The 20,479-nt window shown below is 69.7% G+C and carries 22 protein-coding genes and 1 pseudogene; 4 read left to right on the top strand and 19 right to left on the bottom strand.

Annotated features, from left to right (window positions below; genetic code table 11):
- Nucleotides 1-38: 38 nt before the first annotated feature.
- The 15 genes from ABTV68_RS13920 to ABTV68_RS13850 form a co-directional block, all read right to left on the bottom strand.
- Nucleotides 39-488: a hypothetical protein gene (locus tag ABTV68_RS13920; RefSeq protein ID WP_433674300.1), complete on the bottom strand. Its 450-nt coding sequence runs from the start codon at nucleotides 486-488 to the stop codon at nucleotides 39-41.
- Nucleotides 489-532: 44 nt separating this feature from the next.
- Nucleotides 533-2,065 (bottom strand): ATP-binding protein, encoded by a 1,533-nt coding sequence (locus ABTV68_RS13915; protein ID WP_433674299.1) that lies wholly within the window; start codon nucleotides 2,063-2,065, stop codon nucleotides 533-535.
- 48 nt (nucleotides 2,066-2,113) lie between these two features.
- Nucleotides 2,114-3,562, bottom strand: a complete 1,449-nt coding sequence (locus ABTV68_RS13910; protein WP_433674298.1) for an SCO6880 family protein — start codon at nucleotides 3,560-3,562, stop codon at nucleotides 2,114-2,116.
- A 182-nt stretch (nucleotides 3,563-3,744) separates the two neighbouring features.
- A complete protein-coding gene (locus ABTV68_RS13905; RefSeq protein ID WP_433674297.1) occupies nucleotides 3,745-5,280 on the bottom strand; it encodes a conjugal transfer protein TrbL in 1,536 nt (511 codons plus the stop codon).
- A 36-nt stretch (nucleotides 5,281-5,316) separates the two neighbouring features.
- Nucleotides 5,317-5,640: a DUF6112 family protein gene (locus ABTV68_RS13900; RefSeq protein ID WP_214390145.1), complete on the bottom strand. Its 324-nt coding sequence runs from the start codon at nucleotides 5,638-5,640 to the stop codon at nucleotides 5,317-5,319.
- A gap of 76 nt (nucleotides 5,641-5,716) precedes the next feature.
- Nucleotides 5,717-6,550 carry a hypothetical protein gene (locus ABTV68_RS13895; protein ID WP_433674296.1) on the bottom strand — a complete coding sequence of 278 codons (834 nt, stop codon included), beginning with the start codon at nucleotides 6,548-6,550 and terminating at the stop codon, nucleotides 5,717-5,719.
- A gap of 7 nt (nucleotides 6,551-6,557) precedes the next feature.
- On the bottom strand, nucleotides 6,558-6,824 hold the full coding sequence (locus tag ABTV68_RS13890) for a DUF6112 family protein (protein WP_159499431.1): 267 nt from the start codon (nucleotides 6,822-6,824) through the stop codon (nucleotides 6,558-6,560).
- Between the two features lie 68 nt (nucleotides 6,825-6,892).
- The gene (locus ABTV68_RS13885) at nucleotides 6,893-8,065 is read right to left on the bottom strand and encodes a M23 family metallopeptidase (protein ID WP_433674295.1); all 1,173 of its coding nucleotides are present in this window, start codon (nucleotides 8,063-8,065) and stop codon (nucleotides 6,893-6,895) included.
- 16 nt (nucleotides 8,066-8,081) lie between these two features.
- Nucleotides 8,082-8,780, bottom strand: coding sequence for a hypothetical protein (locus tag ABTV68_RS13880; protein ID WP_433674294.1), 699 nt, complete (start codon nucleotides 8,778-8,780; stop codon nucleotides 8,082-8,084).
- 57 nt (nucleotides 8,781-8,837) lie between these two features.
- The gene (locus ABTV68_RS13875) at nucleotides 8,838-9,290 is read right to left on the bottom strand and encodes a hypothetical protein (RefSeq protein ID WP_433674293.1); all 453 of its coding nucleotides are present in this window, start codon (nucleotides 9,288-9,290) and stop codon (nucleotides 8,838-8,840) included.
- On the bottom strand, nucleotides 9,277-10,350 hold the full coding sequence (locus tag ABTV68_RS13870) for a ParB N-terminal domain-containing protein (RefSeq protein WP_433674292.1): 1,074 nt from the start codon (nucleotides 10,348-10,350) through the stop codon (nucleotides 9,277-9,279). The genes ABTV68_RS13875 and ABTV68_RS13870 overlap by 14 nt, the downstream gene beginning before the upstream one ends.
- A gap of 6 nt (nucleotides 10,351-10,356) precedes the next feature.
- Nucleotides 10,357-11,181, bottom strand: a complete 825-nt coding sequence (locus ABTV68_RS13865; protein WP_433674291.1) for a hypothetical protein — start codon at nucleotides 11,179-11,181, stop codon at nucleotides 10,357-10,359.
- 245 nt (nucleotides 11,182-11,426) lie between these two features.
- Complete coding sequence (locus tag ABTV68_RS13860) at nucleotides 11,427-11,846, bottom strand: hypothetical protein (RefSeq protein ID WP_433674290.1); 420 nt, start codon at nucleotides 11,844-11,846, stop codon at nucleotides 11,427-11,429.
- Complete coding sequence (locus tag ABTV68_RS13855; RefSeq protein ID WP_433674289.1) at nucleotides 11,843-12,559, bottom strand: DUF2637 domain-containing protein; 717 nt, start codon at nucleotides 12,557-12,559, stop codon at nucleotides 11,843-11,845. Before ABTV68_RS13855 ends, ABTV68_RS13860 begins: the two co-directional genes overlap by 4 nt.
- Nucleotides 12,556-13,437: a bifunctional DNA primase/polymerase gene (locus ABTV68_RS13850; RefSeq protein WP_433674288.1), complete on the bottom strand. Its 882-nt coding sequence runs from the start codon at nucleotides 13,435-13,437 to the stop codon at nucleotides 12,556-12,558. Before ABTV68_RS13850 ends, ABTV68_RS13855 begins: the two co-directional genes overlap by 4 nt.
- 373 nt (nucleotides 13,438-13,810) lie before the next feature.
- On the opposite strand from ABTV68_RS13850, the gene ABTV68_RS13845 reads away from it, so the two are divergent.
- The gene (locus tag ABTV68_RS13845) at nucleotides 13,811-14,092 is read left to right on the top strand and encodes a helix-turn-helix domain-containing protein (RefSeq protein ID WP_433674287.1); all 282 of its coding nucleotides are present in this window, start codon (nucleotides 13,811-13,813) and stop codon (nucleotides 14,090-14,092) included.
- Between the two features lie 4 nt (nucleotides 14,093-14,096).
- Here the strand turns inward: ABTV68_RS13845 and ABTV68_RS13840 are convergent, their stop codons facing one another.
- The 3 genes from ABTV68_RS13840 to ABTV68_RS13830 all read right to left on the bottom strand — a co-directional run bounded on the left by ABTV68_RS13840 (nucleotide 14,097) and on the right by ABTV68_RS13830 (nucleotide 17,691).
- Nucleotides 14,097-15,275, bottom strand: coding sequence for a hypothetical protein (locus ABTV68_RS13840; protein WP_433674286.1), 1,179 nt, complete (start codon nucleotides 15,273-15,275; stop codon nucleotides 14,097-14,099).
- A gap of 43 nt (nucleotides 15,276-15,318) precedes the next feature.
- The gene (locus ABTV68_RS13835; RefSeq protein WP_433674285.1) at nucleotides 15,319-16,461 is read right to left on the bottom strand and encodes a hypothetical protein; all 1,143 of its coding nucleotides are present in this window, start codon (nucleotides 16,459-16,461) and stop codon (nucleotides 15,319-15,321) included.
- 135 nt (nucleotides 16,462-16,596) lie between these two features.
- Nucleotides 16,597-17,691 carry a DNA-methyltransferase gene (locus ABTV68_RS13830; protein WP_433674284.1) on the bottom strand — a complete coding sequence of 365 codons (1,095 nt, stop codon included), beginning with the start codon at nucleotides 17,689-17,691 and terminating at the stop codon, nucleotides 16,597-16,599.
- 374 nt (nucleotides 17,692-18,065) lie between these two features.
- Between ABTV68_RS13830 and ABTV68_RS13825 the strand changes: the two genes are divergently transcribed.
- Nucleotides 18,066-18,287: a transposase gene (locus tag ABTV68_RS13825; RefSeq protein WP_433674283.1), complete on the top strand. Its 222-nt coding sequence runs from the start codon at nucleotides 18,066-18,068 to the stop codon at nucleotides 18,285-18,287.
- Nucleotides 18,288-18,690: 403 nt separating this feature from the next.
- Here the strand turns inward: ABTV68_RS13825 and ABTV68_RS13820 are convergent, their stop codons facing one another.
- On the bottom strand, nucleotides 18,691-19,056 hold the full coding sequence (locus ABTV68_RS13820) for a helix-turn-helix transcriptional regulator (protein WP_433677616.1): 366 nt from the start codon (nucleotides 19,054-19,056) through the stop codon (nucleotides 18,691-18,693).
- Between the two features lie 102 nt (nucleotides 19,057-19,158).
- Between ABTV68_RS13820 and ABTV68_RS13815 the strand changes: the two genes are divergently transcribed.
- The gene (locus ABTV68_RS13815; RefSeq protein WP_433677674.1) at nucleotides 19,159-19,392 is read left to right on the top strand and encodes a hypothetical protein; all 234 of its coding nucleotides are present in this window, start codon (nucleotides 19,159-19,161) and stop codon (nucleotides 19,390-19,392) included.
- 410 nt (nucleotides 19,393-19,802) lie between these two features.
- Nucleotides 19,803-20,479, top strand: a pseudogene (locus tag ABTV68_RS13810) (class II fructose-bisphosphate aldolase).

Genomic DNA, 20,479 nt, shown 5'->3' with positions numbered 1-20,479 from the left:
CGCCGCGTGTCGGCGAGGTCAGGAGGCAGGTGCGGAGTTCAGTCGATGCGGCGCACCGTGGTGGTCCCGGAGATCCGGCCCAGCAGGATCAGCTCCCCGGTTACGGTCGCGTGTTCGGCACGGTCCAGCAGCGCCCGGGCGGTGCCGTTGCCTGCGGCGGAGGTATGGCGCAGCACGAGCGCGATCGCGACGTCCTCACCGGGCACGAACCCGTCCGCTGTGAACTCCACCAGCTCCGGCCGTGCCTGCGTCAGAGGCTCATCAGGCGCTGCCGAGTTCGTGGGACTCGGGGTGAGGATGTCGGCGTAGACGCTGCCGTCGAGCTCGCGGACCTCGACCCGGGTCGGGCTGGCGAAACGGGCGATGAGCTCGGCGATCGCCGGCCCGAGCTCGTCGCGGCGGGTCGGGGTCGCGGGCAGCCGTTTGCCGTTCACGGTGAGCACGACGTGCTCCGCGGAGACGACCTCGGCGATAATCTGAGGCAGCACCGGCGGCACCGACCCGGACCGCTCGGCACGTCGCCCGCGGCCGATCACAGAGACTCTCCCGCGCCGTCACCGGGGGCTCGCCCGGCGGTGGGATTGAGCATCCGAGACCGAGTGTCGAAGGCCTGCAACTCAGCAGGATGCAACTGATGTTGCACGACGTAGGAGGATTCTTTGATGCGCCAGAGGCCTTGTCCGGTGCCCAGGGCGGGCAGCAGTTTCCGCTCCGTGCCGGTCAGCCCGAGCGCCTGAGCGGTGGCGCCGAGCTGGTCGGATTCTTGCCGGTAGATGATCCTGGTCTCCGCGTTCGCGAGCAGCGAGGACGCCAGCGCGCGCATCGCCGACCCCTGGTCGCCGACGTTCTCGAGGTCGCTGAGCTTGTGGAAGATGAGCAGGTTCGCGAGGCCGTAGTGGCGCGCGAGGCGCCAGTGGGCGTCCATGCGGCGCAGCAGGGACGGGTGCGACATGAGCCGCCACGCTTCGTCGTACACGACCCACCGTTGCCCACCGTTCGGGTCCAGCAGCGCAGACTCCATCCACGCCGACGAGCACGTCATCAGCACCGAGATCAGAGTGCTGTTCTCCACGACGCGGGACAGGTCCAGGGAGAGCATCGGCAGCGTCGGGTCGAACCGGACCGTAGATGGACCGTCGAACAGGCCCTGCAGGTCCCCGGCGACCAGGCGCCGCAGCGCGTGCCCGACCAGTCGCCCGTCCTCGGCCAGCCGTCCGTCGGTGTCCTCGGCGCGGTCGGGGGCGAGGATGCGGTCGACCACCATCGGCAGGATCGGCACCGAGCTCTGTGAGACCGTAGCACGCAGGGCGACGTCGATCGCGGTGTGCTCCAACGGAGTCAACGACCGCTCCAGCACGGTCTCCGCGAGTGCGCCGATCAGATCCCGCCGGCGGGCGGCGACGGTGGTGGCCCACTCGTCGTCGGCGACCCCGGCCGGGCGGTAGCCCTCATCGAGCGGGTTCAGGCGGGCGCCGAGCCCGTGGCCGAGGATGATCGCCTTCCCACCGACGGCCTGCGCGACCGGGGTGTGCTCGCCCTTCGGGTCGCCGGGTACGTACACGCGGCGACCGAAGGCGATCGACCGGGTGTAGAGCGACTTCGCCAGGCTGGACTTGCCGCTGCCGACGATCCCGGCCAGCACCAGGTTGGGGGCGGTGATGATGCCCCGCTGGTAGAGCACCCACGGGTCGTAGACGAACGATCCGGAGCTGTAGAGGTCCTGGCCGACGAACACTCCGTTCGAGCCGAGGCCGCCCTCGGCGAGGAACGGGTACGCGCCCTGCAACGCCGCGGACGTGTCCTGGTGGGCCGGGACCCGGAACCGTCGCGGGGATCGCAGCGCCGCCGGCCCCGGCTCACCGCCACGCGGCAGGTATGTGGTCGCGCGGGCTTCGGCCCGTTCCGCCTCGTATCGCGCCTTGGCTTCGGCGCGTGTGGTGGCCTGGTCCTGCGCGAGGACCTGACGTGCGGCGCGCTGCCGCTGCCGTCTGGCCTTCCGGTCGCCCTTACCGGTTTCGACCAGGACGGTCGAGTACAGCTTCCTGCGTGTGTCGTCCGCGCCCATCGCGCACCCCGTTCCCTTCGCCTGTGATTTCCGGTGGTCAGGTGCGGGTCACAGGCCGCGGCCCAGCGGCAGAGCTGCGGCGACGAACGCCTGCGCCTGCTGCCCGACCAGCAGCCGGGTCTCGCAGGAGGCCTGGATCGCGGCCTGCTCGATTGCGGCGACCGCGGCGTCGAGATCGTCGATGCTCGGGGCGGAGATGGCGATCAGACCGGTGTAGCGCAGCACGCCATGCCCGGCGCTGAGGTCCGCCTCCTGCTGGAGCACGTCGGCGTACTCGGCGGACTGGGAGGCGTCCTCGATCTGCCCGATCCGCTGCCGCTGACTCTGGTCGCTGATGTACTCGGTCTTCTTCTTGCGGATGTCGCGGGCGGCCTGGTCCGAGCGCACCGGGTCATACAGCAGCGTCACGGCCCGGCGGATGCCGCTGGAGAGCAGGATCGGGGCGAGGAATCCCGGGTAGACCTGCGAGCGGGGCCACTGCGACACCCACAGAACCGCGTGGTGGGCGGAGTCTGACCGGAGCCGGTTCCAGGTCTCCTCGACCGCGACGGGGCCGGCGGTGGCGAGCTCGCGGCCGATGTCACCGGCCCGGTCGAGGGTGGCGGCGATCTGCGGGTCGTAGGCGGTGCGGAGCATCACCGCGAGATCCCCAGGGGTGTACCAGTCGGAGGGCTTCAGGTCCGCGGCGCGCAGAGCGGTGGTGAGGGTGTGCATCTCCTGCCGCAGCACTTCGGCGGCGCCCTTGATCCCGCCACCGGCGGAGCGGATCTGCCGGGAGGCGGCGCGCATGTCCAATGCGAGGGACAGGGTGGTGATGTGGCGTTCCCCGGCGGGCCCGGCCCGTTCGATCAGCTCGGCGTAGGTCTTCGCGACCCACGACCCGTCGTCTCTGCCGTGCTCGGTCCACCACTGCGACAGACCGGAGCCGGAATCCGGGAGCGTGCGCTCGAGGACCTGCACGCGGGCGATGCGTCCGGAGCGGCACACGGTGGACAGCACCCGGCCCCAGCCGTGCACGCGCCGCTCCTGCTCACCGGGGTCCATCAGCACGAACGCGGAGTGGGTCACCTCCAGGATCGCGGTCAGGGTCTGCGCGTGCGGGTCGTGCACCATCACCGCCCCGGACTCGGGGTCCTCGTACTGTCGCAGCGCGGCCGCGTCGCCGGGCAGGGCGAGGGTGCCGGCGGGGCGGAGCTTGACGATCCGGCGCCGGTACGCGGTCTGCCGGGCGGCCTTCCGCCAGACCCAGTGCCCGGTGATCGGCACCCACTCGATGAGCTTGCGCCCGCCGACTCCGACGACCGCGAGCGCCGCGAACGTCAGCCACGCTGGGGCGGTGTAGAGGGCTGCGGGGCCGCCGGCGTAGAGGGCGGCGATGAAGATGACCGCGCCCGTGGCGAGGGCGATCACCTGCGGCAGCGACAGGCCCAGGATGATGCCGCGGGTGGTGAGCCGGGAGAACTTCACCGGGCTCAGCTCGTAGTCGGTGGTGGCCATGACGCTCCTTCGGACGACGCATACGGTGTGGTCGTCTGCCAGGTACGCGCCGGGCACCGCCCGGACGCGCGGAAGCGGCGACGCTCCGCGGCTGGGTCAGGTCGCTACAGCTGACCCAGCCGGGTGCGCCGCCGCTTCCGGAGCGGGGCGAGTTCACCTCCTCTCGACGTGCCCGATGGGCGTTACCGCTTGCCCGGATCCGTCGGGGGCGGCGCCGCTGGTGGTGGTGAGGTGCGTGGCTCCGCCGGGGCCTGCGGCGGCGGCGCCGACGTGGTCGGCTGGGAGGGGGAACTCGGCTGGGACCGTCGCTGCGCGGGCGGCTGGGACGCGGCGTTCGCCGGAGGCTGCTGCTGGGCACCGGCGGGAGGCGGGCTCTGGCCCTCCTGCGCCGCGGAGGCGTGTCCTTCGGCGCTGCGACCGATCGCACCGCCGAGCTTGGGCCCGGCTTCCGCGGCGCCCTTGGCGATCTTCGCGCCAGCCACCGCGGCGATCCCGATCGGCCCGGCCGCGGCGCCCGCGCCGGCACCCGCTGCGGCACCGCCGCCACCGGCAGCTGCACCACCGCCCGCCGCCGCACTTCCGCCTGCTCCCGCACCGGCACCGCCTCCACCCGCGGCGGACGCGGCACCCGCACCAGCCCCCGTGCTCTGCCCGGCGGGGGCCGCCTGGCCGCCTCCGGGCGGCGGTGGCGGTGGTCCGCCGGGCCCGCCACCACCCCCGGCGCCGCCGGGTCCGTCGTCGCCGGCGCCGTCGAGGACCTGCTTGGGGGCGGGTCCGTCGGGCTTGCCAGACATCGGCAGCGGCCGATTCATCGACTGCTTCGCCTCTTGTTCGGCGGACATCACGTGGTACATGTCGAAGCCGACGAACGAGATGAACTTGTACACCATGTACGGGGCGAACGCGGCGACGAACATGAGCACGATCCCTGCGACCGGGTCGGCGATCGAGGCGAGGTCGAAGTCGATCGGCGCGTTGGTCTGGTTGATCGCGACGAGGAACACCACCGCGATGACCAGCTTGGAGAAGATCAGCGCGAGCACGAAGCTTGCCCACTTCCCGAACCACCCCCGGGTGGCATCCCAGGACCCGCCTGACAGGGCGATTGGGGCGAGCGCGACACCGACGAGGATGAGTGCTTTGCGGATCAGCAGGCTGAACCACACGATTGCCGCGGCGGTGAGCGCGAGGAACGACAGGAAGATCGTGATGATCGCCCCGGCCCCGGGGGCGGTCAGGTTGATCGCGGTGAGCCCGGCGACGAGGAGCCCGATCTTGGCGCCCATCTCCTCCAAGGTCGTGCCGGTGGCCTGGATGACCCCGATGGTGAGCTGATCGACGACTTCCAGCAGCGTGGTGGTGAGAGTGAGCACCAGGAACGAGCCGAGCACGCTGCGTGCGAGCCCGAGGGCGGCGCGGGACAACGCGGACGGGTCGCGGCGGATGAGGCCGGTGATCAGCTGCAGGCAGAAGAAGATCAGCATGATGAAGATCGCGATCCCGAACATCACGTTGTAGACGGTGATGTAGCCGGGTGCGGTCAGGTCGACCAGGGTGGTGGTGTCGAACAGCCACCACACGCCCTGGAACATCCAGGACGCGGCCTGCCCGACGGCCTGGGCGAGCCAGTCGAACGGGGCGCTGATCAGCGTCGCGGCGGTCTCGCCGGCGACGTCGCAGACGTTGCTGATGATGGGGACGTCACAGATCCCGTCCATACCGTTCCCCTCCTCTCATGAGTCGAAGGGGGCGGGTCAGGAGACGGTCTGGCCGACGTTCCAGAAGAAGTTGATCAGCGTGACAGCAGCGCCGGTGATGATCGCGGCGCCGCAGGAGATCAGCACGCCGAGCTTCCCGCGGGAGGCGAGGTGGGGGTTGGAGCTGTTGGCGCCGAAGCCCCAGACCACGGCCGAGATGATCAGGGCGAGCACGGACAGGATGAGTCCGACGGTCATCACGGCGCCGACGATGGTGCGGAGAGCTGCGATGCCCGGAAGGCCGGAATCGTTGGGGTTGATGTCGATCTGCGCCGGCAGCACGGTCGCCGTCTGGGCGAGGGCGTCGAGGATGAGGGTCATGTGGGGCTCCTTCACGAATGTGTGAGCCCTGCCCGGTGCGGGGCTCATCGCGACAGGTGCGGACCCCGCGTTCCGGTTACAGACCCAGCCGCCGGGCGGCGGGCGAGGTGCGCGAGACGCCTCTCCGCAGGCCGCTCGCGCCGGCAGGGTCTGGGTCGAGCTCTGCGGCGCGTGCGGCGAGCTGTTCGGTGAGCCGGGTCGCCCTGTGTGAGGCGTGCACGGCATCACGGGCCAGTGCCCGTGCCGTCGGTTCGCCGCCGCCCCGGAGCACGGCTCGTTCGTCGGCGAGGTCGCGTTCGTTCTCGTCGTGGAAGGTGCTGATGACCGCACGCAGCTCGGTGATGGAGAGGACGTCGCTGAACGGTTCGACCTCGACCCAGTTCTGATGACGGGTCGACCAGACCTCCATCACCCAGGTGTACCCGTCGATGGAGCCCATGAAGTTCGCGTCGTCCCAGAACGTCAGCCGTTGCCGTTCGGGGTACTCGAGCACGTTGCCGTAGTCGTTGTTGACGTAGGAGCGCCAGTGCGCGTGCGGGTAGCCGCCGGTGATGCGTTCGGCCAGCTCGTCGGCTAGTGGGTACGTGGTGAGCGGGAGAGGTTCGCCGATGTTCTCCTCGTCGATGAACGTCGCAGCGATCCCGATCATCTCCTCCGGCGTGGCCGCGGACCCGGCGCCGCCCGGGACGGGCCGGTAGGTCTCATCCCGTCCGTCCCACTCCTCGACGCCCCACACGTATCCGGCGTCGCCTGCTGCTGTGGTGATGCGCAGCAGGATGCGTTCGGGGAACTCGATCGCCGCGCTGGGTGACCAGTCCGGGTCGGCGTGGTACATCCACGCCCCGCCGGGGCGGTGCTCCTCTTCGAGGAGCTGGACGAGCTGGTGACTGGTGGGCTGCGTGTCGGTCATGGCGTCTTCAGAGGGTGGTGCCCACGCGCAGCAGGAAGTTCAGCCACGCCACTCCGGCACCGGCGAGCGCGGCGGCGCCGATGGAGACGAACACGCCGACCCGGCCGCGGGTGGCGGCGGTGATGTTGCCGGTGGAGGACGACACGGCCCACACGATGGCGCAGATGATCAGCATCAGCACCGCGACGATGAGGGTGATCGTCAGCAGGGCGCCGACGATGCCGATCAGGGTCGAGCGGCCGCCGACGGCGTCGAAGTCCGGGTACACGTCCACAGCGGTTCCTCTCCGTCACAGCACGCTGGTCACCGCACAGGTGCGCACCCGGGCCGGGTGGTGCGGTCTTAGAAGGCGCAGCCCGGCCCACCGCTGGTTGGCGCGTCGAGCCCTTCGACACCGTGGTCGGCCAGCCATGGGATCGCATCGACTGGGGAGGCGCCGGCGCCGCCGGGGTGCAGCTGGAAGTGCAGGTGCGGGCCGGTGGACCGGCCGCTGGAGCCGACGTCGCCGATGTGCTGTCCGGCGATGACCCGGTCGCCGGCTTGGACGTGGATGCCGTGCGCCCACATGTGGATGTAGACGGTGGCGATGCGTTCACCGTCGATGGTGTGCTCGATGGTGATCTGCCCGGACGTGCCGCCGACCATCCCGGCATAGGTGACCACCCCGTCGGCGAGGGCGAAGATCGGGGTGCCGTCGGCGGCGGCCCAGTCGGTGCCGGCGTGGAAGCTCCGCTCGCCGGTGAACGGGTCGCTGCGCCACCCGAAGTCCGAGGTGTGCGTGTAGGTGCCGTTGGGCAGCGGGAACACCAATGCGGTGGTCTCCGGGATGTCCGCGTCACCGGGGACCCCCGACCCGGCTCCGCTGCTCCCGCCGGTCGTGAGGGCTTGCAGGATCGTCCGAGCAGTGGGCTCGTAGTTGCGGTACCGGTCCGGGTAGGCCGAGACCTCCACCGCCTGCGCCGCTTCGCCCTTGTCCATCTGCTGCCACCCGGGGATATCCAGCAGCCCCCGCGGCGACGGATAGTTCGGGCCATCCGGTCCGCCGTAGAACGCGCGCGCCTGGTAGCCGGTGTCCATCAGTTCGGCGACCGTGCCCCACCCGGATGCGGGGCGCATCTGGAAAAGCCCGAGCGAGTCATGGTCTGACCCGTTGCCGTCATTGGGGTACTCGCCCGACTCGGGGTACGCGCCGGTGTTGGCGAGCTGCCGCAGCGTGGACTCGGTGAGGGCGGCCATCAGCGCGATGAGGATCCCGTCGCGTCCGACCCCGGGCGTGCGGGCGCCGGTCTCGATGATCGTGGCCGCGTGGGTGAGCTGCTGACGGTTCAGGGTGAACGTCGCCCCGTCCGCTGTGGAGACCTCCAGCTCGTCGGGGACGGGTCCGAGCACGACGCCGCTGGCGATGCACATCGCCTGGTTTGTCACCGCCGGGTTGACCAGCACCGCGACCCCGACCAGGGCCAGCATCGGTGCCAGCATCACCCACGCCACGAGGGCGACCAGGGCCTTCTTCATCACGCCGCCCCCTGCTTCAGCGCAGCGGGTTGTCCAGCTGCGACAGGCGCAGTAGGACGCACCGGTCGGTGGCCGGCGGGCAGGACAGGAACATCGTGAACGCCACCGGATGCTCCGAGGTGACCTGCTCGTCGAACCAGACGCCGATGCGGTGCCGGGTGCCCTCGACCGTGTAGGCGACCAGGCCGTCGGCGAGCTGTCCGTCGGCGGCGGCGACCGCTTCGTACCACTGGTCGGGGACGTAGAGCCGGTCAATGTCGATCCACTGCGCCGTGCGGTACTCCTGCAGGTCCCGCCACGTCGCATCCGACGGCAGGTAGCGGGACAGGTCGCTGATCAGTCCCGGCGTCTCCGCGCCGGACGGGTCCGCAGCGTCCAGCAGCACCGCCCGGTGATCGTCGGGGCCGAAGGTGGTGAACGTGTCCCACACGAACAGCGCCTCCGTCACGGCCTCGGCGAACCGTTCCGGGCTCCTCGTCTCCGGCAGCGGCTCCAGCTCCGTAGCGCCGGGTGTCAGAGACGTCGGCGCGATGGTGTCCGGCGTCGACGATCCCGTCGGGTCGGCCGGTCCCGGGCGCGGGCTGGGCGGGCCTGCGACCAGGCCGTAGATCCCGACGCCGGTCAGTACGGCCAGGATGATGCCGGCGGCAGCGAGGGAGATGATCAGCCGAAGCCGGCGGGTTCGGTCGGGGCCGTTGCGGGCGGGGTCGGTCATGACGAGGTGCCTCCTGTCCGAGTCGTCTGGCACCTCACAGGTGCGCACCCACGCAGGTCACTCCAACCGGCGCCCCATGTCCTCACGCGCCTGCTCGGTTGCCGGGGCGTCCGCGTCGAGGGCTGCGGAACGCTCCTGAAGGGCCTGATCGAGCGGGCTGGGCTCGGGGTGCCAGGCGATCCGGCCGTTCTCGCTGTGCGCGGTCATGACGAGCTGGACGACCTGGTCCAGCGATGCGGCGGCGATCGTCAGCCAGCCCGACGCCTTGGCCGCCTGCTCCTGGCCCGCGGCTCGGTCTCCATCATCGGTCGCCGCGAACGGGCTGTGCCGTTCGTGCCAGTCCGCCAGCTGCCGAAGGGACTGCTGCACGCTCGTGAGCGCGGAGTGCATCGAGCCCAGCACCCGGTAGGTGTCGTCCGGGACGGAGATGCGGCGGGTGGCGTAGGCCAGCCCGCGAGCGGCCTCGCCGAGCTCGTCGGCGTCCTTTGCTGGGTCCTCAAACGTCGGCATCGGCTGTCTCCTCCCGCGCCGTGCGCGCTGCGTCCAGGAATGTCGCCGCCGCCGTGATGTAGGTGTCGACGAGCTCCCATTGGTCCTGGTCGGCGTGGCGGCCGAAGTCGGTCGGGTCGAACCGGTCCCACCAGCCGTGCTCGCGGCGCAGCAGATCGACGAGCTTGCGGATCTGGTGCTTCTCCCGCAGCAGCGGATCGGCATCCTTCCACCCCACCCGCTCCACGCCAGCGGCGCTCTCGCGCAACTGGGTGAGGCGGGCCAGAGCCAGCCCGGACTCTTTGGCAACCTCGGCAGGTCGCTCCAGCTTCTCCAGGGTCTGCAGCTCCCGCCGCGCCGACGTACGCACCGTCTCGGGCGCGTCGGGGTCGTCAGCGGCACGGCGGATGCCGGCGAGGTTCTGCGCGGTCTTGACGGCGAGGTAGCGGCCGTTGACCTTCCCGTCGGTGTTCAGCTCGATGAGCGCCTCTGCCGCTTCCTGCCGCACGTACGGGTCCTCGGTGTCGTCGGCGGCGATGCGGCGCAGTTCGTTGATCTGCTCGAGCATGGTCCGCGAGTCCCGCCCGGTGACCGCGCGGGCCGCTTGCGTCCTGGCTTTGCCGCCGCCGGACGGGGGTGCCGATTCGGCACCCCCGTCCCGCGCTTCGGCGACGCGGGCGTCACGGTCCGGGGACCCGAACCGGGTGGCGGCGTCGCGGCGCTGCGCGTCCTCCGCGTAGAGGGCCTTGAGCTCCTCGTACAGCTCCGCCTGCTCCAGCGGTTTGAGGGCCTTCTGCAGGGTCTGCTCGTCGCGGATCGCGAGGACGTAGGAGAGCTTGTCGGACACGTCCGGGACCACCCACACCGGGGTGACCCGCCAGCCCAGGCGTTCCATCGCGGCCAGGCGCCGGTTCCCGGTGATCAGCACCGCGTCCTCGGTGATCGCCGGCGGGTTGAGGATCCCGACCCGCTCCAGCGACCCGCACAGCTCGTCGAGGTCCTCGTCCGGGTCGCGCCGGTACTGCGAGCCGCGACGGATCTGGTCGATCGCCTGCTCCAGCACCAGATGCCCGCGCGCCACCTCGGCTCACCGTCCTTCCCGCACGCCAGGTACGGGCGCCATCCGGCGCACCACGTCGACCAGCGCCGTATCGGAGAGCAGGTCCGCGACGTCGTCTCCGAGCAGCACGCGCGCCAGCAGCCCGTACCGCCCGGCCCGGCGGCGCCCGGCAGGGATCCCGACGAGGAGGCGCACGAGCTCTGCCCACTCCTCCCGCCGGTACCCGAACCGCACCGCGATGCTGAGGTCCTTCGAGACGATCTCCACCGCGGACCCGCCCGAGGACAGGGACGCGACGCGGTGGGCGATGTAGTCCACGGCCTGCTCGACCTGTCGGGCGGGCCAGCCGGCGACGACGAGGAACACGCACACGGTGCGGATCACCGGGTCCGCGGAGCCGTCATCGTCACGGCCGGCGCCGCCGACGAGCCCGGTGGCGTGAGGGTGGACGTCGTAGAAGAACTCCTCGTAGTGCCCCGCACGTACCGGCTCTTCGTTCGGGCGCTTGGAGGGGCGGCGGGCCTTGTCCTGGCTGGTCATGTCCCGATCGGCGTGCGCCTCGGCGGCGATGCCGAGCGCGACCGCGCGGGTCACCACCGCCCATGGGTCGTCGGCCTTCACCGTCGTGGACTGGCGCATGGCGATGAAGGCCTCGTAGGCGGCGTCGGCCGGGTCGCGGTGCCAGGCGCGGGCGACCGGGGTGTACTTCGCGGTGGCGTAGACCATGAGCTCGGCGGCCACCGAGCTGGTCGCCCATGCGTTGTGCGTGTTCAGGTCGATGAGGACCTGGCGCAGGCCCTCCGGGGTAGTGAAGTCCGGACTCGTCTGGTCCGGGACGGATGGATCGTGCATAGCGACTCCCTGGGCGGATCTGGGTGTAAGCGAGGTATGAACCCGCATCCGCGAGACACCCGCCGCGCCCTCACCGGTGGCGTGTGCCTCCAGGCGGGGCGCTCGTTTCAGGCGTCACTGAGCCGCGCCGCGACGCACACGGTCCTGTCGCGGTGCACGGGGCCGCCGCGAGTCGCGGCAGCGGGTGGTCGGTCAGGTGGTGGATGCGGGGCCGGGCGTCGGGTGGCTGCCCGGGCAGGCAGAGGTCACCGGCTCACCCCCTGCCTGCCCAGCACGGGCTGCGCGGGGCTGGTCGGTACATCAGGGACCAGATCCGCCTCGCGGTGCGACAGCGCACGGCGGATACGGGCGGCGCCGTCGCGAGAGGCCTGGCGGACGAGCTCGTGGACGTCCTGGTTCACGTCCGCGGTCTTCTCCATGACACGCGCGCCGGCGCGGGCGGCCATGTCAGTGGGACGCACCCACTCCACATGGGTGTCCGGGTGTCCGGCCGGTGCGGGCGTGCGGCCCACGCTCGGGTCGCCGTGGCGGGCGATCACGTGCGCGCCCTCCGTATCAGCGCGCTCCGTATCGGGGCGCTTGGTGTCGGCACGCTCCGCACCTGGGCGCTCCGCGTCGGGCGGGTTCCCGCTGCCTGCGGGATCAGAGGGTGTGGGGTCGGTCATGACGGGTCTCCTTCCGTGTCCTCGTCAGGTACGGCCAGCCACCGGCCGATCGTGGTCGGGTGCTTGCCCAGCTGCGCTGCGATCTGCCGTTGCGAGATCCCGTCGGCTGCGAGCCGCGCTGCCTGTTCTCGTGTCTCCCGATCGCCGCGTGCTCGATCCCGCCCCGCGGACACTGGGCGCGTCCGTTCGGCGCGCGGCTTGGCGCGCTCGTCCTCACGAGCCGGCGGTGTCGCGTCGCTGCGGGTGGGGGCGGCGTTGCGGGTGAGCTCGACGGTGAGGTGTGTCATCGCCAACAGCACCAGCGGTGGCACCGAGGCGACCAGTGCCGCGACCACCGCGGGCACGCGGGCGTCGGCGGCGACGATCGCGTGGGTGATGTTCGCCGCGACGGACGCGCCGGCGCCGGAGGCCAGCAGCAGCCAGGCGTAGCGGCGCGCGGCCGGTGCTTGGTTGCGCAGCGCGACGACGGAGATGGTGGCCTCGAGGATCACGCCGTCCACGATCAGCGGCCACACCCACGCCTGCCCGGCGGGAATACCGGCCATGATCGCCAGGTCCTGCAGCGTGGTGAAGGACAGCCAGAACGCGCCCAGCGCGAGCACCAGGGTGCCGGTGACGCTGCTGGCGATCACCAGGCGCGGCACACCGCTTCCGGGCCCGGCCACGCCTGCATCCGCCGGCGGGGCGGTGCGGGGCGGGGCGGGCGTGCTCATCGCCGCACGGCTCCCCGGATCGCACTGGGCGACCGGCCCCCGTCATCGGCAGCGGGTGTGAGCTGGATGGTGCGCCAGGCGGATCGGATGGTCGCCTCGATCTCCCGGGTACCGAGACCGACGGCGAGCGCGGGCCGGTCGAGCAGATCGTGGATGCCCTGCTCGTCGTAGCCCTGCTCGGCCAGGCGGCATGATGCCCAGAACAGGCTGGCGTTCCGGTTGCCGTTGACCGCGCCGAAGAGCCAGCGGGTCAGTTCTTCGCCGCCCCGTGACGTTGCGTCGCTTCGTGGTGTGGTGACGCGGGGGCGGATGGGGGTGAGCAGCTCGCGGATCCGGTCGCCGTCGACCGGGCGCGGTTCCGCGTTGAGCGTGAGGATCGTGTATCCCGTTCGTTGTCCCTGGTCGATCACCGTCGAGGGTGGGGCGAGGACGTAGCCGCCGGTGCCGCGGAAGTCGACGTGCCGTGTGCCGCGTGACCACGTCTGTTGCGGCCGGTCAGGATCGGAAGGGAAGTACAGATGCGTGCCGCCGGACGGTGTGCGCACCGCGGCGAGCGCTCCGGGGACCATGCCCGTCCGGTGGAGGCGTTCGAGAGTGCGGTAGCCGTCGCCGCCGGCATGCACGTCGATGTCGAGCACGTCCAGCCCGTGTCCCGTGGCGATGCCGATGTTCGCCTGCGGCTTCCATGCCCACCATCCACGGATGCGGCGTGCACCGGTGGTCGCGTCTCGGTATCCGCGCGTGGTCAGCGGCTGCTTGCCGCCCGGGACGCAGGGGAACACGTCCAGGCCGGCGGCCGCATATATCAGGGCGGCTTCCCGCATGGTGCCGTCGTGCGCACGCACGGCGCTCAGGGTCTCGTGCAGCGTCTCGATCATGTTCGCCTCCTCCCGCAGCTCAGGCGACGAGCGCCGAACTGCAAGAGTCAGGTGCGCGTCATCAGTCGGTAACCGGAGCCGCTAACCTGGCCTCGACGCAGGGCCTTGGTTGCTTCGAGTACGCAGGTGCGGCGTCTACCGATCCGAACGCGACGGGTCAAGTTCCGTCCAGCGATTCGATGCAACATGCGCGTTTGAGCAACGAAGATGCGCGAGTCGAGCACCACTCGCGTCCGATGCGCCGGGGGAGCGGGCGATCGCAGCGCTGCCGATGGTGCTGAGCGCAGGCGGGAGGCTCGAGACCTCAAGCCAGATAGATTATGCCGGATATTTCTGGCTGACGATAGAGGTGGATCTCGTCAGCGTAGAGGGGATGCCTTCCTCTCCCGCGCCTTCGTCTTGGGAGGAGTACGCCAAGGACCTCGGAATCGAACTGCAACGTCGCCGGATCGCGCTGGATATCACGCAGGAGAACCTTGCCCACCGGGCCGGTCTCACGCGCACGCACTACCAGCAGCTCGAGCGCGGGTTCTGGAAGCCGGGGTCACCGGCCAACCCCTCGCTGAAGATGCTCGTGCGCCTGGCGCAGGCACTCCAGCTTGAGGTTGCCGAACTTCTCCCGTCCGGACGCGACGTCGAGTGGCCGGACACGTAGCCGGTCACCGGCCGGGCAGATCCGGGTGTAGTCCGCGGCCGTCTGCCTCCGGGTCTCCGGTGGCCTCGTGCCCGGTGAGCCGGTGACTGCGATCGCGCAGCAGGTCTGACAGCAGTGCTCCCCGCTCGAGGCGTGAGGAGGGCGCCGGGGGTGTGTCGTGGTTTCCGAGGTGGCGCCAGCCGAGCACTCCGTGCACGTCGCCATCCGCCAGGACACGTTGCCGCCGCTGGACGGCCGCGGGTGTTCCTGGGGGAGCGTCGCCGGTCAGGCCGTCGTCGACCAACGTGCGCGCCTCGTCTGCGGTGTGCGAGGAGACCTCGAACTCAACCGGAACGCGGTAGGTCCACAGCTCCTTCGTTTCGGGTGGCTGGGTTTGCGCGGGTGAGGCGTCTACGGCCGGTGAGGTCAATCGAGCAGACCGCGCTGTTTCGTACGTCTCTGGCTCGGCTCCCTCACCCTGCCGAGACGTCACCGCGCGGTGCTCGCGCGGTGACGAAGTCGCGGTCACGGTGTCGGTGTCGAGGAGGTGGCGCAGCCGCTGCTCGCGGGCCCCTGCGATCCGGTTGAAGTCTGCCTGCCACTGCGCGTGGTCCCAGGCGTAACGGGCTCCTTCGATCTCACCCTCGTAGCCGGGTGCGATCGTGACCAGGTAGTCCTGGCGGCGCGGCTCCGCCGGCAACGGCTGCTCCTCGAGCAGTGCCGCGATGCCTTCGCGTAGCCGCTGGATCTCCTCGACACGTTCGAGGAGGTAGGTGGGACGCCGCAGGTACATGGCGATATCCAGTGCCTGCTCGGTGAACTCGTCGAACGCCGCACCATACGCGTTCTCATCTACCACACCGTGCTCATCACGGAACGCATCCGGGTCCGGCTCCTCGGGGAAGATCTCGGCGAGCATGTCGAACACCGGAGTCTCCGCATAGGTGTCGGCGAACGCGTGCGGTTCTCGCAGCCGCAGGTCGGCGTGACTGTTCCCGTCGATGTGCTTCAGCCCGGCCTCGGGGAACCATCGATCCTCCAGCGGGTAGAAGACGTCGCCGAGCTCGCGCAGGGGTGCAGCGTCGGTCAACAAGCGGTCCGCTCGGGACAGCAGCGCGTGCAGCACCTGTGCCGCCTGCTCCCGCGTCGTCCCGGCGACCTCGAAGACGACCGGGATGGTGAACTTCTGCTCTGCGTCGGTCATGGTGTGCTCCTCGTCCTGCCGTGGGTGCTGAGGGTCAGGTAGGTCACAGCTCGTGTGCCGACCCGGTGTCCGATCGGGACGACGCTGCGTCTCCCGTGGCGAGCTGCGAGGCACGGCGGGCGAGCGCGTAGGACAGGTCCCGCTCGTACTGCCCACCGGGACCGGTCAGATCGGCGACGGGCAGCTGGGTGATGGTCGCCCGCGGCATCGGGGTCTCCTCTGCGAGAGCCTCGAGCCACTGATCGACATCCTCGGGGGTGTTCCACTGCTGGATCGGTGTGTGCTTGTCGATGAACTCGCGGCCGCCGGCGAAGGCCTCGGACTCTGCGAGCTCCTCGTACAGCTGGGTCGCGACGCGGCGGGCGAGATCGGTGCCGCGGGAGCCGATGAGGATCGAGGGCTCGACGTCGGGGTCGTCGGACCAAGTGATCACCCCGACCGTGACGACCTGCGGCCGCGTCCTCGCCGCCCGGTTGGCGAGCAGCTCCCGGGAGTCCAGGCCGTCGTGACCTGCGGCCCGCACCAGGTGGGAGATCTGCTCCAGTGCGGCGGACGGGTGCTGGGTGCGGTCGTAGCCTTGCAGCGCCTCGGTGATCTGGGCCAAGGCACGGGAGTCCACGTTGCCCACCGGCAGGGCTGCGGCTGTGCGCCCGAGCGGGCTCAGGCGGGACGGACCCACGGCGAGGCGGACCGGCCGCCCGCTGAAGTCCTTGCCCTCGTACAATCCGTCGGGCAGCTCGGGTGCCGCCTCGCTGGCGTGGCCGGCGAACAGCGGATCGGACTCGGGGTACTCCGGGTTCGGGATCTCCACGTACCGGTCCGCCGCCGCCAGAGTGATGCGCAGCTGCTGCAGCTCCGCATCGGTCAGCACGCGCAGCGTTCCCGGCACCTGCGCCTCGGTTTCCACGAGAGTGCGGAGCACCTCAATCGTGGTCAGGTCTGCGAGGAACGTCTGCTGCGTGGACGCCGACGTGTTCAACCCCGGGTAGGAGTCCTCCTGATGCGACCAGCCGCGGATGCCTTCGCGTCCCTCGGGCGCGGCCAGCGCTCCGATAGACCGCGAGGTGAGCGCCTGATCGACGATCCCGCGAGCGTGCGCCCACGAGCGTGCGGCGATGTCGAACACGACCGGTACCCGCACACGCCACAGCTCGCCGCGGTCACCGTCGTCGGGAAGCTCCGCCATGATGGTCCCTCCTACCTCTCCGGTGCGCACGCCTCGCGCGCATCACAGAGGTAGGCGCCGCTTACGAGCGTTCGATGGTCGCTTCCTTCCGTGGTCTTCTCAACCACCCCGGCCGCCACCCGGTCGACAGGCGGGTCAGGACGCGTTGTGCCGCATCGCGACGCGATCGATGCGTGAGGCGATCAGCGGGACGAAGCTGGGGTCCTTCTCGATCGCGACCACCCGCATCCCTTCCTCCAGCGCCGCCTCCACCGTCGCGCCCGAGCCGGCGAACGGCTCCAACACGAGCCCGCCGTGCGGGGTGAGCAGGCGCACCAGCCACCGCATCAACGACCGCGGCTTGACTGTCGAGTGCGAGACACCGAACGCGCGGGGCCGCTCCGATCCCGGCGCCTTGTGCTCGTACCGGAAGATCGGGAACCGGCTCGAGGCCGGCGTTCCTCGCCAAGAGCCGGTCAGCAGATCCAGCGTCTCGGCCTGCGCGCCATCCAACGCCACATTGGCCGGCCACCGGCCCTCACCGAACCGTGACGCGTCGATGTGCAACGCCCCAGTGCCATGCGTCAGCACGCTATCGACCACGGTCCCCGCGATCGGCTTGCGCGCGATGATGACCGGTTCGAACGACGGACGCAGCCCCGTGCCCCAGCCCGTCCACTGCTTGGCGTCCTCGCTGACCGGTGCGCCCTGCTGCACGACACGACGTGTCGCCCCGAGCACCCCCTCCCGCTCCGACTCCTGCACCACCCGGTCCGGGCGCAGCACCCCGTTGCGCTTGTCCAGTGCATACGCGAGATCCATGCTCTTGGGCATCCCAGAGGAATACAGCCACGCAATCTGATCGCGCACCTCGAACCCCGCGTCCTCGATCCCGCGCACCATCCGATGCCACGTGCGGGTGCCGCCGAACGCCGCCAGATGCGCGCCCGGCTTCAACGCATGCAATGCGCCGCGCGCCCACGCCGCGCACCACGCCTCGAACACCTCCGGGGGTGTCATCGCCGTGACGTCCAGGTCCGGCAAGGACTCCGCGAACCCCGCGGCGCCGTCCCACGCGTGCCCGTTGAACTCCAGACCATAGGGCGGATCGGTCACCAGCGCATCCGCCACTCCAGCGGCAAGTCGGGGAAGGACCGCGACAGAGTCCCCACCCAGGATGACCGCTCCGTCCCGGTCGATCTCGACAGGAAGATCACCGGCCCCGTAAGCATGCGGAACCTCGTGCGACATAGAGTACCTGCTCTCAGAGCATGTTCGCCGCCGTTGCCCGACGAAACCCGTGCCAGCCAGGTACGCCCCGGGACGCTCGCCGAGCACCCATGCCGACGCTTCCCGAGCACGCCTTCCGCCGTCGATCCAGCGGACGCCCGGGCCACTCCAAGTGCTCCACACGATCGGCAATCGACGAGAGAAGGCCGCGAGTAAACCCTGAGTTGACATCTCAGGCACGCGCAGGGCCGTGAATGTGTCGTGTCGGGACCCTGCGTCCGTTGGCGCGGTGTAGGGGGTCTGCTGCTCGAGTAGGTGACATCTGATCTGTGGTGCCGTGGGGTGCCGCTGAAAAGATGTCATTGTGCTCGAGCCCCATCCCCTCGAGTTCCGTGATGATGTCGTGGCTGTTGCCCGACTTCGGTATCAGCGAGACGTGTCTGCAAAACTGGCTGCGCCAGGTTCATGTTGAAGACGATGCCCGCCCCGGCGTGACGGTCGCCGAGTCGGCCGACGTGCGTGAGCTGCGCAAGCGGAACCGGCTGCTGGAGCAGGAGAACGAGGTGCTGCGCCGCGCGGCGGCGTATTTCGCGCAGGCGCATCTGCCGGGAGAATGAGCTCCCCGCTCGTGAAAGAGCTCGCCGCTGACGGGACTTCCGTCGTGGTAACGTGTCGGGTCCTCAATCTCGCCCGCAAGCCCTACTACCGCTGGCTCGCTCACTCCATCGCCCCGAGGGAGGTCGTGGAGGCGTATCGCGCGAACGCGCTATTCGACGCGCACCGCGCGCTCACCTCGAATCGGATCACTCCCACGCTGACGAGCACTACCTGGAGAACGGGGAGGCGGTCGCTCAGTGGACCGCGCTGGACTCGACCGGTGCGGTGCGCGCGGAGGCGGCACCGGACGGCGAGACCTATCAGGGTTGGGTGGACTGCCGCGATCCGGTGACCGGGGAGCAGCGAGGGATTCCACGCGAGGTGCGCGTGGCCAAGAGTGGTGAGGTCGTGACACGGCCGGTGTCACCGCGGTTCGCAGAGATCACGGTCAACAGCGACAAACGCAGCGGTGTCCCCCGCCAGCTGTCGGGCGACCCCGACAGTCCTGACACGCGCTGCAAATTGCAGGGGCGTTACCCCGAACCGACGACGGAAGGCGCGACTCGCCGTGGATGGGTGACACCACCCCGCCTCCGCGGCTGCGGACGCAACGCTCATGGCCTTCGTCGCCAAGAGCTCAGCCATTCTGTCCACCCGCATGCGCCACAGATAGCTCATTGGGCTTAATCCCAACTCGGCCTGGAACAGTCGGCCCAACTGAGACTGCGAGATGGCGACGGCGGAGGCGAGCTCGCCGGCGGTCCACCTGCGTGTGAGGTCCTCACGCATCAGCCGTACGGCGGTGGCGACCTCTCTTCGGGGGAGACGTGCGCGTGCTCCGCCTATGACGGTTGCAGCGGTGTGCCGAATACCACACATCATCCCGACAGTATGGGTCACATCTGCAGCGTCGGCTATCACGGCGAGCGCATCTCCGGCCTGCCGCTTGCGTTGAGCCATGAAGGCGAGCCGCGGCCCGATATGCCGCATCCCTTCCATCCCGATATCCAGAAGGCCAAGCGAACCACGGTGCGAGATTGCACCTCGAAGACGCCCGCCAATGACGTTGCTTTCAGGCAACCAGCGCGACCAGCTCGCTGCAAGCTCGTCATCCAGCTCAAATGAGATCGACCTCAGGAAGCCGCGAGGTTGACATGTGCAAGATCTTCCTTTGGGGAGCAACACCACATTTCCTGGTCGCAGCTGAAACGCTACCTCGCTGCTCTCAAACTGACCCCATCCGTCGAGTACGAACGCAATCGTCAACCTCGCCGCGGGGAGATGGGACGTTTGCGCGACTGCGAATAGATCTCGAACGGTCACCGGAATGAGAGGCCTCTACTTTGCTTCCGACTGCGCATCAGCCATGAAAGGTGGGCGCGGATTGCCTGATGGCGATGTATATCGCAACCCGGCCGTTGACGCTTTTCGCGCAGCATCTTCGGATAGACAGCTCCTCGCCCTGTTAGGTCAGATAGCGCTCAACTGTTTGAATTTTGAAACCTGGGTCCTAGGGCCTAAGCTCAGTCTACGGTATGGCAACGCGGCGGGCAAAGGTCGAGCGGGGCGGCTTGTTACCTGGTGTGTCCCCACGCTGGCCAGTATCCGAATCGGGAGAAGAGTCGATGTCCACGCATGTTGCAGCCGAGATAAACACCCAACCCGCGACGTGGACTCGCGCCGTTCGTCTCGCTGCGGAGGTGGGCCACAGCGCCGGGACATCACTGGAAGCCGAACCAGGAGAGATCGGCGTCAAGGACGGAGTCCATGCGCCGGGAGCTCGGACTGATCCCTCTCAGGCGGCCTCGTTCGTATCCGAGATCAACGTCGATGCATTGGCGTCGCGGTAGGCACGTCACACGCGATGCAACAGCGGACCGGAACAGTGAATCTCATCCTTATCCGTCGACTCGCCGCCGCGGTTGACGCGCCTCTCGTCCTTCACGGTTCGTCCGGGGTGAGTGAGGAACTGCTAATGCTGGCAGTGAGGGCAGGAATCGCAAAGGTCAACGTGTCAACGCATCTGAACGGTCTTTTCACTTCGAGCGTTCGCCAGAGTCTGGTATCACTGCCGGCTGTCACAGATCCGCGCAAGTACATCGCACCCGCGCGACAGGCGATCGCTCACGAGGGCGACCATATCCTCCAGCTGCTCAGCGGGGGTGTGCCGCACCGCGATGCTGCTCAAGTGTTCCACTCAGGGGAGAGCTGA

The organism is Microbacterium gorillae (genome assembly GCF_050990725.1).
GTDB classification, from domain to species: domain Bacteria; phylum Actinomycetota; class Actinomycetes; order Actinomycetales; family Microbacteriaceae; genus Microbacterium; species Microbacterium gorillae_A.
This window is presented reverse-complemented; position numbering and strand designations above follow the sequence as displayed.

Bases quoted from the DNA above. Each gene is read 5' to 3' on its own strand.
- ABTV68_RS13845 (WP_433674287.1), top strand. From the start codon at position 13,811: ATGCCTTCCTCTCCCGCGCCTTCGTCTTGGGAGGAGTACGCCAAGGAC.
- ABTV68_RS13865 (WP_433674291.1), bottom strand. From the start codon at position 11,181: ATGCACGATCCATCCGTCCCGGACCAGACGAGTCCGGACTTCACTACC.
- ABTV68_RS13820 (WP_433677616.1), bottom strand. From the start codon at position 19,056: ATGCGTGAGGACCTCACACGCAGGTGGACCGCCGGCGAGCTCGCCTCC.
- ABTV68_RS13915 (WP_433674299.1), bottom strand. From the start codon at position 2,065: ATGGGCGCGGACGACACACGCAGGAAGCTGTACTCGACCGTCCTGGTC.
- ABTV68_RS13910 (WP_433674298.1), bottom strand. From the start codon at position 3,562: ATGGCCACCACCGACTACGAGCTGAGCCCGGTGAAGTTCTCCCGGCTC.
- ABTV68_RS13825 (WP_433674283.1), top strand. From the start codon at position 18,066: ATGATGTCGTGGCTGTTGCCCGACTTCGGTATCAGCGAGACGTGTCTG.
- ABTV68_RS13875 (WP_433674293.1), bottom strand. From the start codon at position 9,290: ATGCCGACGTTTGAGGACCCAGCAAAGGACGCCGACGAGCTCGGCGAG.
- ABTV68_RS13905 (WP_433674297.1), bottom strand. From the start codon at position 5,280: ATGGACGGGATCTGTGACGTCCCCATCATCAGCAACGTCTGCGACGTC.
- ABTV68_RS13830 (WP_433674284.1), bottom strand. From the start codon at position 17,691: ATGTCGCACGAGGTTCCGCATGCTTACGGGGCCGGTGATCTTCCTGTC.
- ABTV68_RS13835 (WP_433674285.1), bottom strand. From the start codon at position 16,461: ATGGCGGAGCTTCCCGACGACGGTGACCGCGGCGAGCTGTGGCGTGTG.
- ABTV68_RS13855 (WP_433674289.1), bottom strand. From the start codon at position 12,559: ATGAGCACGCCCGCCCCGCCCCGCACCGCCCCGCCGGCGGATGCAGGC.
- ABTV68_RS13840 (WP_433674286.1), bottom strand. From the start codon at position 15,275: ATGACCGACGCAGAGCAGAAGTTCACCATCCCGGTCGTCTTCGAGGTC.
- ABTV68_RS13860 (WP_433674290.1), bottom strand. From the start codon at position 11,846: ATGACCGACCCCACACCCTCTGATCCCGCAGGCAGCGGGAACCCGCCC.
- ABTV68_RS13880 (WP_433674294.1), bottom strand. From the start codon at position 8,780: ATGACCGACCCCGCCCGCAACGGCCCCGACCGAACCCGCCGGCTTCGG.
- ABTV68_RS13895 (WP_433674296.1), bottom strand. From the start codon at position 6,550: ATGACCGACACGCAGCCCACCAGTCACCAGCTCGTCCAGCTCCTCGAA.
- ABTV68_RS13850 (WP_433674288.1), bottom strand. From the start codon at position 13,437: ATGATCGAGACGCTGCACGAGACCCTGAGCGCCGTGCGTGCGCACGAC.
- ABTV68_RS13900 (WP_214390145.1), bottom strand. From the start codon at position 5,640: ATGACCCTCATCCTCGACGCCCTCGCCCAGACGGCGACCGTGCTGCCG.
- ABTV68_RS13885 (WP_433674295.1), bottom strand. From the start codon at position 8,065: ATGAAGAAGGCCCTGGTCGCCCTCGTGGCGTGGGTGATGCTGGCACCG.
- ABTV68_RS13815 (WP_433677674.1), top strand. From the start codon at position 19,159: ATGGGTCACATCTGCAGCGTCGGCTATCACGGCGAGCGCATCTCCGGC.